Origin of the sequence: Roseovarius sp. BRH_c41, from assembly GCF_000961715.1 — a bacterium.
Classification (GTDB): Bacteria; Pseudomonadota; Alphaproteobacteria; order Rhodobacterales; family Rhodobacteraceae; genus Roseovarius.
The window spans coordinates 128,873-141,172 of the sequence record NZ_LADY01000007.1; the positions used below are offsets into that span (position 1 = coordinate 128,873).

Consider the following 12,300-nt stretch of genomic DNA (forward strand, 5'->3'; position numbering starts at 1 on the left):
GGCGTTTTGAACCGGCTCAGATGTCGAGCGTGTTGTCGCGTTCCCATTTGGTGAAATGGCTGACAAAGGAATTCCATTCCTGACGCTTGAGCTTGAGATAGGCGGCGGAGAAATCCTCGCCCATGGTCGCCTTGAGTTCTTTGTCCTTGTCATATTCGCGCAGGGCGTCGAGCATGTTCAGCGGCAGCTTGGGTGCGCCGCGCACCTTGTGACCGTCAGCATACATGTCGATGTCGTGACGCTTGCCCGGGTCGGCCTTGGAGCGGATGCCCGAGAGGCCCGCCGCGATGATCACCGCCTGCAAGAGATAGGGGTTGACCGCGCCATCGGGCAGGCGCAGCTCGAACCGACCGGGGCCGGGGACGCGCACCATATGGGTGCGGTTGTTGCCGGTCCATGTGACCGAATTTGGCGCCCAAGTGGCCCCCGAAATGGTGCGGGGCGCGTTGATGCGCTTGTAGCTGTTGACGGTCGGGTTGGTGATCGCGGCCAAGGCGCTCGCGTGTTTCATGATGCCGCCAAGGAAATGCTTGCCGCGCTCCGACAGGCCCACTTCGCCGGTCTGGCCTTCGCCTTTGCCCGCGAAGACGTTGTTTTTGGCCTTTTTGCCCGGACCATCCCAGACTGAGATATGCGCATGACAGCCGTTGCCGGTCATGCCCTCGATCGGTTTGGGCATGAAAGTGGCGCGGAAGCCGTGCTTTTCGGCGACGGATTTGGTCATGAACTTGAAGAAGGAATGTTTGTCAGCCGTGTCCAGCGCGTCGTCATATTTCCAGTTCATTTCGAACTGGCCATTCGCGTCCTCGTGGTCGTTTTGGTAAGGTTCCCAACCCAGTTCGAGCATGTAGTCGCAAATCTCGCGCACGACGTCATAGCGGCGCATCACCGCCTGTTGGTCATAGCAGGGTTTGCCGCTGGTATCGAACGGATCGCTGATCTGATCGCCCTCGGGGGTCAGAAGGAAGAATTCGGCCTCGATGCCGGTCTTGACATACATCCCCTCGGCGGCGGCCTCTCCGATCAGGCGGCGCAGCACGTTGCGCGGGGCTTGGGGCAGGTCTTTGCCATTCATCACGCAATTGGCGGCGACCCAGGCGACATCGCGTTGCCAAGGCAGTTGGATGACCGACGCAGGGTCCGGCACTGCCAGCATGTCGGGATGCGCCGGGGTGAGATCAAGCCAAGTGGCAAAGCCTGCGAAACCGGCTCCGTCCTCTTGCATGTCGGCGATTGCCTCTGCCGGCACCAGCTTGGCGCGCTGTCCACCGAACAGGTCGGTGTAGGAAATCATGAAGTATTTTACGCCCTTGTCCTTGGCAAATTTCGCCAGATCACTGGTCATTTTTTCAGTCCCTGTTGTCATGTGTTGTAAGAGAGGGGCGTGGCCGATAAGGCCACGCCGGATCGGGGATCAGAAGCTGGTGCCGGGCTTGCCGGGCCACCAATCGGTGCCTGCGAGCGGAACGCGTGCCATGGCGGCGGCCTCCATCGTCACGGCGCAGAGATCCTCTGGTTCGAGATTGTGCAGGTGGCTCTTGCCGCAGGCGCGCGCGATGGTCTGGGCCTCGAGCGTCATGACCTTGAGGTAGTTGTTGAGGCGGCGACCCCCTTCGATGGGGTCAAACCGCTTCATCAACTCAGGGTCTTGGGTGGTGATGCCGGCGGGGTCTTTGCCCTCGTGCCAGTCGTCATAGGCCCCGGCGGTGGTGCCCAGTTTGTTATACTCGGCCTCCCACTTGGGGTCATTGTCGCCCAATGCGATCAGGGCGGCGGTGCCGATGGCCACCGCATCCGCGCCTAGCGCCATGCATTTGGCCACGTCGGCCCCGGTGCGGATGCCGCCCGAAACGATGAGTTGCACCTGGCGGTGCATGCCCAGATCCTGAAGCGCGCGGACGGCCTCGCGGATACAGGCGAGGATGGGCTGGCCCACATGTTCGATAAACACGTCCTGCGTGGCCGCTGTGCCGCCTTGCATCCCGTCGAGCACGACCACATCCGCCCCCGCCTTGACCGCAAGCGTGGTGTCGAAATAGGGGCGTGCGCCACCGATCTTGATATAGATCGGCACTTTCCATGCGGTGATTTCGCGCAGTTCCAGCAGTTTGATTTCCAGATCGTCCGGCCCGGTCCAGTCCGGGTGACGGCAAGCCGAGCGCTGGTCGATGCCCTTCGGCAGGTTGCGCATCTTGGCCACGCGGTCCGAGATTTTCTGACCCAAGAGCATGCCGCCGCCGCCGGGTTTGGCCCCTTGGCCCACGACCACTTCGATCGCATCGGCGCGGCGCAGGTCATCTGGGTTCATGCCATAGCGGGAGGGCAGGTATTGATAGACCAGTTTCTTGGAATGGCCGCGTTCCTCGGGCGTCATGCCGCCGTCGCCGGTGGTGGTCGAGGTGCCAGCCAGCGTGGCACCGCGCCCCAGAGCCTCTTTGGCGGGGCCGGAAAGTGCGCCAAAGCTCATGCCTGCGATGGTGATCGGGATGTCGAGTTGGATGGGGTTCTTGGCGTAGCGGGTGCCGAGGGTCACCGAGGTGTCGCAGCGTTCGCGGTAGCCTTCGAGCGGGTAGCGCGAGATCGACGCGCCCAAGAACAGCAGGTCGTCGAAATGCGGCACCTTGCGTTTGGCTCCGCCACCGCGGATGTCATAGATGCCGGTGGCTGCCGCGCGGCGGATTTCGGCGTTGATCGACTGCGTGAAGGTCGCCGATTGGATCGGCTGGGTGCGCGGAGCGCCGTGGGTCTCGTCTTTCATGGTCTGAGCCCTCAGTATGCGTTGTCAGGTTTGAAGTTGTAAAGTTGGCGGGCAGAGCCGTAGCGCTTGAACTCTTCCGGGCGGGCGTCACAGCCACCACGTTCCAGCAAATCGGCCAGAATTTCCAGATGTTCGGGACGCATTTCCTTTTCGATGCAATCCGCACCAAGGGATTTCACAGAGCCGCGCACGAAGAGACGCGCCTCGTAGAGGCTATCGCCCAACGCGTCACCGGCATTGCCGCAGACAACCAGATTGCCCGATTGCGCCATGAAGGCGGACATATGGCCGATGTTGCCATGGACGATGATGTCGATGCCCTTCATCGAGATGCCGCAGCGCGACGAGGCATTGCCCTTGATGATCAGCGTGCCGCCATTGCCGGTGGCACCGGCGTATTGGCTGGCGTCGCCTTCGACGATCACGGTGCCACTCATCATGTTTTCGGCCACGCCCGGACCGGCGGAGCCATGCACATGCACGGTGGCCTGTTTGTTCATGCCGGCGCAGTAATAGCCGGTCGAGCCTTTGACATGCACCTCGATGGGGGCATCAAGACCGACGGCGATGGCATGGCTGCCGCGTGGGTTGACGACATCCCAGCTGGTTTGGTTGGTTTCGGCGGCCTGCGCCTGCAGGGTCGCGTTGAGGCTGCGCAGCCCTTCGGCTGCTAGGTCAAATGTCTGCATGTTCAGTGCTTCCAAAAATAGACGGTTGCGGGCTCGGGTTCCCAGACGCGGGCCTCTTCGATGCCGGGCAGGTTCACAAGCGCGCGATATTCGCTGCCAAAGGCCACATATTGATCGGTTTCGGCCATGACAGCGGGTTTGCAGGCGATGGGATCGCGGACCACGCCAAAGCCGTCCTCAGTGCCGACGACGAAGGTGAAGAACCCGTCGAGATCCACCAGCGAGCTTTCGAGGGCTTCGCCAAGTGTGGCCCCTTCGCGCATTTTCCAGGTGAGATAGGCGGCGGCCACTTCGGTATCGTTCTGCGTTTCGATCCGCACGCCTTCGCGCAGCAGCTTGCGGCGCAGGGAGTTGTGATTGGAGAGCGAGCCGTTGTGCACGAGGCACTGGTCAGCCCCGGTGTTGAACGGGTGCGCGCCCATGGTGGTGACGGCCGATTCTGTGGCCATCCGGGTGTGACCGATGCCGTGGCTGCCGCTCATCGAAGAGATGTCGAAGCGAGCGGCCACGTCCTTGGGCAGGCCGACTTCCTTGTAAATCTCGATGCTCTCACCTGCGGACATGACACGCACGCCGGGGGCGATGCGTTCAAGCGCCGCACGCGTTTCGGCGGCCTTGTCGGCGGGGAAATCCAGCACCGCATGAGTATCTTTGCGGGTAAGCGTGACCGGCGCGCCTATTTCGGACGCGAGGCGGTCTGCCAGCCCGTCAAAATCCTTGGCTGCTGCATCCGATTGAACGGTCAGCTTGCTGTGACCCGATTGCGCCGCGCCATAGATGGCGATCCCCGCACTATCGGGACCACGGTCCGTCATGGTGATCAGCATATCCGTCAGCATGCTGCCAAGCTGGGGTTCAAGTGCTTTGTCTTTCAGAAAAAGTCCGACAATCCCGCACATTCGCGTTTGCTCCACTTTGTGATTCTGCCCCGTAGGGTTTCCTAAGTCCGAAGCTAGCATCGGGCTGTAGGTACTGCAACTGAAATGAATAAAAGTTTCCTACAAGTAATTTGCGCGAACCACAAAGGCCCGCGCAAATTTGATCATCTCAGTAGCGGTCGAGATGTTTGCGGACCTTTTCGGGGTCGCCCATCTTGCGTGCCTGTTCCAGATGCTCGCCCTCGCGGACGAACTGGATTCGGTGCCATGCGAGCCAGAAGATGACGCCCACCACGGTCATCGGGATTTCCCAACCTTGGAAGGGGTAGATAGCCCCAACATCGGCCAGATCAACGGCCCATGATTCGTATCCGATTGTAGACATGTGCCTTTTCCTTATTCTGCGGGGGTTGCTTTGGCCGAGAGATAGGCCTTGTCGGCCTCGATCACCTTAACGATCGCGTCCTCATAGGCATGGTGTTCTGCGTAATCGAGACCCTGCAATTCGACCTCAACCGGGATGCGGAGCACACCGGCGGCGGCCTGCATCTTGGCCACCACAAAGGCGGGTACGAAGCCCAGGACGAAGAACATGATCACCGCGCCAAGAGTATTGCCCAGCGGATTGATCGTGGCGTAGCCCTCGAACGGTGAGGACGGTGCGCCCCAGAGAATGAAGCCCGCAAGGATAAGCCCGACGACGCCGGAATAGCCATGTACGGCGACCGCGCCCACGGCATCATCCAGTTTGAACCGGCGCTCGACCCAGTAGTGCAGTTTGTAGACGATCACGACACCGACCGCGCCGACCAGCATTGCCTGAATCGGGTGGTAGAGGTCATTGCCCGCGGATGCGGTGATGATCCCGGCGAGACCACCCGAGAAGGTCCAGAAGGCATCGCCCTTGGACACCACATAGGCCGCCATGAGACCGCCCGAGAGCGACATCAGGAAGTTGAAGGTAATGGCCGAGAGTGAGGTTGGCGCAAGGTAGATATTGGTGGCCGTCCAGGTGGTGCCGGTGATCTGGCCACCGATCACTTCGGGCGAGATGAGCGGTACGTTGCAGGCGGCATAGAAGCCCCAGAAGCCGGTATAGATCAGGAAAATCCCGATGGTGAGCATCCAGGGGTTATGGGGCGGGATGTCGCGCGGGGTGCCGTCGGCGGCGAATTTGCCGATCCGCGGCCCCAGAACCATGATCACGCCGAGTGCATAGCCGCCCGCGATGGCATGGATCACGCCCGAGGCGTAGGCATCGTGATAGCCAAGATATTTCACCATCCATCCGCCGTAGTGCCAGCCCCATGCCGCGTCGATGATCCACCAGACCGAGCCGATCAGCACCGCATGCACCCAAAGGGCAGAGGAGCGGATGCGCTCGATCACAGAGCCCGAGACGATCGAGGCCGCAGTCCAGGAGAACAGCAGGAACGCCGCCCAGAACACGCCGGTAATATGGTCATCGAGATTGGTGGCCATGGTCGGCGACCACGGCAGATTGGCGCTGGCCATCTCATGGTCAAGTCCGCCGAAGAAGGGGAACATCGGGAACGCCCAATAGATCCACCATCCGAAGAAGAAGAAGGTCACGGTGACCAATGGAATCACCATCACGTTTTTCATCAGCGTGTGCATGTGGTTGCGGCGGCGGCTTGCGCCCACCTCGTACATGCAAAAGCCGACATGGATTAAGAACATGAAGACGACCGTCACCCAATAATAGAATTCGGTGAAGATGGTCGTCAACGCATCAAGGTTGCCGTTCATCGCACTCTCCCTGTTGTGCTGTGTGTTGTTTTATTGGTGGTGAAAACTTTTTCTTCTAAGGGAGGCAAAGATTTCGGTCCCTGTCAACAGGTTTGACTCGGATCGCTGATCAATTCTCTGGTCGCTCGAAATTCGGGCATGGATGGTGGGGATATTCCCGTCAGGAAAATAATCTGCATGAAAGTATTGATTTTTGCTGCGATCTAGGTCTGAATATCGTCAAACATAACACCGATAGGGAACCTGCCATGGCCATCATCTATAGAACTTCCGCGCTTGCACCGCGTCATACCGACATCGGGGGCGAGCTGACCGACTGGAACGGGATGGGAACCGCATGGTTCTATGACCACACGGACGAACGCGCCGAGGCGGATTATCTCGCGGTGCGCACCAAGGCAGGTCTGATGGATGTGTCGGGACTCAAGAAGATTCATCTGGTGGGGCCACATGCGGCCGCCGTGATCGACCGTGCCACGACGCGCAATGTCGACAAGATCATGCCGGGACGCGCGGTCTATGCCTGCATGCTTAACGATGCCGGAAAATTCCTCGACGATTGCGTGATCTACCGGCTGTCGGTCAATCACTGGATGGTGGTGCATGGCACCGGCACCGGCCACGAATCGCTGGCGATGGCGGCCTATGGCAAGAATGTCGCGATGATCTTTGACGACGATCTCCACGACATGTCGCTGCAAGGGCCGGTTGCGGTGGATTTCCTCGAAAAGCACGTGCCGGGGATCCGCGATCTGGCCTATTTCGGCATTCTGCAGACCAAGATTTTCGGTCTGCCGGTGATGATCTCGCGCACGGGCTACACGGGTGAGCGTGGGTATGAGATATTCTGTCAGGCGCGGCATGCCCCGCAAATCTGGGATCAGATTCTGGAGCAGGGCAAGGAGATGGGCATCAGGCCGGTGCAATTCTCGACGCTCGATCTGTTGCGGACCGAGAGCTATCTGTTGTTCTATCCGGGTGACAATTCCGAGACCTATCCGTTCAAAGACGACCTGTGTGGCGATAGCCTGTGGGAATTGGGTTTGGATTTCACCGTATCGCCCGGCAAGACCGGGTTCCGCGGATCAGAGAACCACTATGCGCTCGAGGGTCGCGAGCGGTTCAAGATCTATGGCGTGCGTTTGGACGGCAAGAAGCCGGCCGATATGGGCGCGCCTTTGCTCAAGGATGGAGAGACGGTGGGCGTGGTCACATTTGGGATGAATTCCAATCTCAATGGGCATAATGTCGGCATCGCCCGCATGCCGGTCGATTGCGCCGTACCCGGCACCAAGATGAGCGTGCGGTATGCGGATGGCACCGAGGTTGCCTGTGTGGCCGAGGAAATGCCGTTCTACGACAAGGACAAGGTGATCCGCGCGGCCAAGGGTTAACCCCTTGGCCCTCGGGCCTTTGGGCCAAAAGATGCGAAAGGGAGCAGACGCTAAGATGTCGAAATTCCAGTTTCCGGAGAGTATCACCAGCCGCCCGGTCTATGGCACGCTGGCCCCGCGGCCGGGCAAGGCGCATTTGATGATTGCCGATGCCGAGGGCGCCGAGGCGATTCTGGACTTGGCCGCGCAGGAAGACGGTCTGATGGCCAAGACGCATATCATCTATATCCCCAAGGGGACTGGCGAGACTTATGTTGAAAAACTGCGCGCGCTCAAGCCTGCACAGTTCTACGTCGGTCCTAGCTATCCGGCCTCGGTTCAGCGTCTGCGACGGGTGCTGTCGGATGCGCATATGGGGTTGCAGGTCTATCTTGCGGGAACCGAGGGGCTGATGGGGCAGGCGATGAACGAGGCGGTGACGGCGGGCATTCCGCATAGCGCCATTCAGACCGAGCATCGCGGCTCGACCGCGCGGCGGATGCAATGCGTGCATTGCAAGGGGATCACCGAGGATGTGACCACCGATCCCTTTGTCTGTTCGCATTGTGGGCTAAACCTCTTTGTGCGCGATCACTATTCGCGCAGGCTGGCCGCGTTTCAGGGGGTGTGCATCGACGCGGAAGACCCCGGCAATGTCCCCCCCGCACAGGAGTTGTATTCATGAGCGCCGCCCCCCAGAAGGCCCGCGCCGGGGCTGAAAAGATCGAGGTGGTTGTCGCCGCTGTGGTGCCGGTCAACGACTTGGTGACGCGGTTCGAATTCCGCCGCCCGGAGGGGGCGGAGTTTCCGCCCTTTTCGGCGGGCGCGCATACGGTCGTGGAAATGCATGACGAGGGCCGCACGCGGCTGAACCCCTATTCGCTGATGTCCGACCCCGGTGATCGGTCGCTCTATGCCATTTCGGTGCGGCGCGATGATGAGGGGCGGGGTGGGTCGCTCTATATGCATCGCCATGTCAATCCGGGTGACGCGATGACGATCACCTATCCGGTCAATCTCTTTCCGCTCGATCTGCGGGCGCGCAAGCATGTGTTCTTTGCCGGTGGCATCGGGATCACGCCGTTTATGGCGATGATCGCGCAGTTGGAGCAATCCAACGGCAATTGGGAATTGCACTATGCCTGCCGGAATGCCGATCTTGGCTCTTATGCTGATGAGTTGCGGGGCAAATATTCCAACAAGGCGCATATCTATTACGACGATCAGGAGCAGGCGATTCCGCTCGATGATCTCTTGAGCGGGCAGCCTCTGGGCACGCACATCTATGTCTGCGGTCCCAAGGGGATGATCACGTGGGTCAAGACCCGCGCGGTCGCGCTTGGCTGGCCGGACGAGGCGGTGCATTCCGAGGAGTTTCTCGCGCCGCAACCCGGCGTGCCGTTTGAGGTGCGGCTCTGCAAATCCGATCTGGTCATTCAGGTGGGCGAACATGAGAGTCTCTTGGAGGCCATCGAGCGGGCAGGGGTCGATGCGCCCTTCCTCTGTCGCGGCGGGGCCTGCGGCCAATGCGAGACAGATGTGGTCGAGTTGGACGGCGAGATCGTGCACCGCGATCACTGGCTGGACGATGCAGAGCACGCCAGCGGCAAGAAAATCATGCCCTGCGTCAGCCGTTTCATCGGCAAGACGCTGGTTCTGGACCGATAAGGAGCCACGCGAGATGACCATTCAGTTCAATAACGAGACCTTCCGCAACGATTATTCATTCCGCAATTCGCCCTGGGCGATCAAGCGGTTCCCGTTCCCGTTCCACGAAGACAGCTATATGTATTCGGTGAATATGGAGCAGCATCGCGGCGGGCCTGCCGGATCGGTCTATGAAAAGCGGTTCGATGTGGACGAGCATTACCTGTCGGAAATGGCCGACCGGGCGCTGGTGCTGGCCGATGATCCGCTGCGGTGCCAATCCCTGCCGCATATGACGCTGGCGGGATGGGACGTGCTCGAACTCATCATGACCTGCAAGTCCGAGGATTATCCCGACCTCTTTGAGTTGCATCGCGACGGTAACAGGTGGCGGTGGATCAACAAGCCGATGGGAATCGACCACAGCTTTACCTTTCTGGACGAGACCACGCTGCCGCAGGGACCGTTGGAGTATATTACGCGCCAGACTCAAGGCGATTTCGCGGTGTTGGATCAGCGCGACGAGATGCTTTGGATGGATGCGGGGATGATTACCACGCAGGCCGATTGGTCGCTCGATTTCGACATCGGCATGAATTTCTTTGAGTGGCATGCGCCGGTGCCCCTAGCGCATGAGATGGGGATTTTCCAGCGCGCGTTGAAGTTCCTGCTCAATGTGCAGCAGGGCGCGCCCGCGCGGCGGCTGAACTGGACGATGACAGTCAATCCGCTGCTCGATACCAGCCCCGAGAATTATCACAAATGGGGCGTGCAAAAGACCACGCTGACGCCCGAGAATATCGGCGCGAAACAGCATCTGCGGGTCGAGTTGCAGACGTTTTTCCGGCTGCCGCGCTCGAATGCGCTGCTGTTTCCGATCCGCTGCTATCTGATTGCGTTTCAGGATGTGGTGAGCGTGCCGAAATGGGGTCGCCGTCTGCACCGCGTGGTGCGCGATCTGCCTGAGGAACTGGCGACCTACAAGGGATTCATCGCCAATCGTCCGCTGATGATCGAGTATCTGAGCCGGTTTGACGATGGCCTGCCCACCAGCCCCGGTATCTGGCCGGATCTGGAGACGGAGCCACCGTTGCAGAAGTGAGGAGGTGTGGGGCTATTGCGAAGGGTGCCCCAAAAGCACGCCCGCGCGGAATCAAGGCGCGAAGCGCCGCCGCGCGGATCGCTGGGCCGTCCCGCGGCCTAGCGATGCTGAGAGGAGCAGCAATACTGTGAGGCCATGCGGACTTGGCAGGCATAAAACGCCATAACGTGCCGTTGCTTCGCTAGTCCCCGGCCCAACGATCCGCGCGGCTCATTGTTTGAGGTGAAGGGGAGCAACCCGGCACCCAAGCCTCAACTCTTCTGCGGGTAGCTGATGATGGACAGATACCGTATCGGAAAGCGGATCAACTGATCCGGCCCATGCGGCGAGTCGGCGTCGAAAAAGAGCGTGTCGCCGGGGGTGAGATGGTAGGTTTCGTTGCCATGGCGATAACCGACCTCGCCTTCGAGCATGTAGATCATCTCGATCCCCTCATGCTGAAAGGTCTTGAACGTGTCGGATTCGGAGTTGAGCACGATGAGATAGGGCTCGACCATGACACCGCTGCTGTTCGATCCGATGTGGCCAAGGAGATTGTATTGATGGCCTGCACGGGTGCCTGCGCGCTCGATCTCGACACCTTGCCCGGCTTTGGTATGGACTGCCTCGCGGCGCTCTTCGTATTCCTTGAAAAACGCGGTCAAGGGCACTGAGAGGGCGCGTGCCAGCGTTTGCAGCGTGGTTAGCGAGGGCGAGGTATTGCCGTTCTCGATCTTGGAGAGCATGCCGATGGAGAGTTCGGTCATGTTCGAAAGTTCGGCCACGGTGATGTTCTGTTTCTTGCGATAGGCGCGCACCTCGCGGCCGATGGCAACTTCGAGCACTTTCTCGCGTTCGTCGCGCAGTTTGTGAGGATCCTGAGTCAGTTTGACCAATTTTGCGGGTTCCATGATGCTCATCGTTTTCCTCTCGGGTTGTAATTCGGGCCGTTTCGAATTGCCAGATTGTTCGTAAGTTTCTCGATGTACTTCACCATATTGCATAATTTTTTCCCAAGTGGAAAATGTTACGTAGAGACAAAGCAGGGTCTGACAAGAGGAAACTGACGATGACAGAGCGCGTGATCCGGGTGGGGTTCCTGATATTTCCGGGATTTCCGATGTCTTGTCTGACCTCGGTGATCGAGCCGCTGCGTGCGGCCAATGAAATTTCGGGGCGGCATACCTTTGCCTGGGATCTGATAGCTGAAGGGACCGAGCCGGTGATCTCAAGTGCCGGGATTGCGTTTGAACCCAGTCGCAGCCTCGCAGATACGGCGAATTGCGACTATCTGCTGCTCTTGTCCGCGCCCACCAGCGTGTTTGCGGAGCGCAGTTCACCTGCTCATTTGCGGCGCGCGGCGCGGCATGGGACCATTCTCGGGGCAATCAGCGGCGGGGTGTTTCCACTGTTGCGGAGTGGTGCCGTGGGAGATGCGGCCTTGTCGGTGCATTGGTGCTACGAGGCGGCGTTCCTGGCAGAGTTTCCGGGCGTGCCTGCGTCGGATCAGGTGATCGAGATTACGCCGCGCTGTGTCACGGCCTCGGGGGCGGCGGCTGCGTTTGATCTGGCGCTGCATATGGTCGAAACCGAGCTTGGCGTGGGGATCGCCACCGAGGTGGCGTGTTGGTTTCAACATCCAATGATGCGCAAGGCCGGGGTTCAGCAGATGGTGCCGGTCCTTGGAGAAGGCAGCAACCAGGAGGATCTCCACCCCATCGTTGCGCGGGCGATCGACCTTATGGCACGGCATATGTCGGTGCCCATTTCCATGGCAGAGGTGGCGGAGGATTTGGCGATCACGCCGCGCCATCTGGAGCGTAGCTTCAAGCGGGCGACGGGGCAGAATCCGACCAATTATTACCGCGCCATGCGAATGAAGGCCGCGCGGCAGATCGTGATGTATTCCAACGACACAATGATGCAGATCGCCGAAGCTGTTGGGTATGCCAGTTCCAAGGTGTTGGTGCGGCATTACCGCGAGGCTTTTGGCATCTCGCCGCGTGAGGATCGCCAAAGGATCAATCTCACGCGGGTCAAGGGCAATCTGCCGGTGCCCTCGGTGTGAGTGCGGCCCTTTTCTGGTCCTCAACTGTGCCGTTAA

The 12,300-nt window shown here is 59.9% G+C and carries 12 protein-coding genes; 5 read left to right on the forward strand and 7 right to left on the reverse strand.

From position 1 onward, the window contains the following. Positions 1-16: 16 nt before the first annotated feature. The 6 genes from glnT to VR71_RS02675 form a co-directional block, all read right to left on the reverse strand. The gene (gene glnT / locus VR71_RS02650; protein WP_045680922.1) at positions 17-1,345 is read right to left on the reverse strand and encodes a type III glutamate--ammonia ligase; all 1,329 of its coding nucleotides are present in this window, start codon (positions 1,343-1,345) and stop codon (positions 17-19) included. Positions 1,346-1,414: 69 nt separating this feature from the next. Continuing rightward, complete coding sequence (locus VR71_RS02655; protein WP_009818606.1) at positions 1,415-2,758, reverse strand: FMN-binding glutamate synthase family protein; 1,344 nt, start codon at positions 2,756-2,758, stop codon at positions 1,415-1,417. Positions 2,759-2,769: 11 nt separating this feature from the next. Continuing rightward, a complete protein-coding gene (locus tag VR71_RS02660; protein WP_009818607.1) occupies positions 2,770-3,447 on the reverse strand; it encodes a GXGXG domain-containing protein in 678 nt (225 codons plus the stop codon). A 2-nt stretch (positions 3,448-3,449) separates the two neighbouring features. After that, positions 3,450-4,346 (reverse strand): glutamine amidotransferase family protein, encoded by an 897-nt coding sequence (locus VR71_RS02665; protein WP_009818608.1) that lies wholly within the window; start codon positions 4,344-4,346, stop codon positions 3,450-3,452. 148 nt (positions 4,347-4,494) lie between these two features. Beyond that, positions 4,495-4,710: a hypothetical protein gene (locus VR71_RS02670; protein WP_009818609.1), complete on the reverse strand. Its 216-nt coding sequence runs from the start codon at positions 4,708-4,710 to the stop codon at positions 4,495-4,497. Between the two features lie 11 nt (positions 4,711-4,721). Then, positions 4,722-6,095: an ammonium transporter gene (locus VR71_RS02675; RefSeq protein ID WP_045680924.1), complete on the reverse strand. Its 1,374-nt coding sequence runs from the start codon at positions 6,093-6,095 to the stop codon at positions 4,722-4,724. 248 nt (positions 6,096-6,343) lie between these two features. Here VR71_RS02675 and VR71_RS02680 point away from each other — a divergent pair, with 248 nt between their 5' ends. From VR71_RS02680 to VR71_RS02695, 4 genes are read left to right on the forward strand one after another with little or no spacing between them, the layout of a single operon-like run. Next, positions 6,344-7,489, forward strand: a complete 1,146-nt coding sequence (locus VR71_RS02680) for an aminomethyltransferase family protein (protein ID WP_009818611.1) — start codon at positions 6,344-6,346, stop codon at positions 7,487-7,489. A gap of 55 nt (positions 7,490-7,544) precedes the next feature. Next, a complete protein-coding gene (gene dmmA / locus VR71_RS02685; protein WP_045680927.1) occupies positions 7,545-8,153 on the forward strand; it encodes a dimethylamine monooxygenase subunit DmmA in 609 nt (202 codons plus the stop codon). After that, positions 8,150-9,136 (forward strand): PDR/VanB family oxidoreductase, encoded by a 987-nt coding sequence (locus VR71_RS02690; RefSeq protein WP_045680928.1) that lies wholly within the window; start codon positions 8,150-8,152, stop codon positions 9,134-9,136. Before dmmA ends, VR71_RS02690 begins: the two co-directional genes overlap by 4 nt. Before the next feature lie 13 nt (positions 9,137-9,149). Then, a complete protein-coding gene (locus VR71_RS02695; RefSeq protein ID WP_009818614.1) occupies positions 9,150-10,217 on the forward strand; it encodes a DUF3445 domain-containing protein in 1,068 nt (355 codons plus the stop codon). 251 nt (positions 10,218-10,468) lie between these two features. Here the strand turns inward: VR71_RS02695 and VR71_RS02700 are convergent, their stop codons facing one another. Then, on the reverse strand, positions 10,469-11,116 hold the full coding sequence (locus VR71_RS02700; RefSeq protein WP_009818615.1) for a helix-turn-helix domain-containing protein: 648 nt from the start codon (positions 11,114-11,116) through the stop codon (positions 10,469-10,471). A gap of 149 nt (positions 11,117-11,265) precedes the next feature. Here VR71_RS02700 and VR71_RS02705 point away from each other — a divergent pair, with 149 nt between their 5' ends. Continuing rightward, the gene (locus tag VR71_RS02705) at positions 11,266-12,264 is read left to right on the forward strand and encodes a GlxA family transcriptional regulator (protein ID WP_045680930.1); all 999 of its coding nucleotides are present in this window, start codon (positions 11,266-11,268) and stop codon (positions 12,262-12,264) included. The last annotated feature ends 36 nt before the right edge of the window (positions 12,265-12,300 follow it).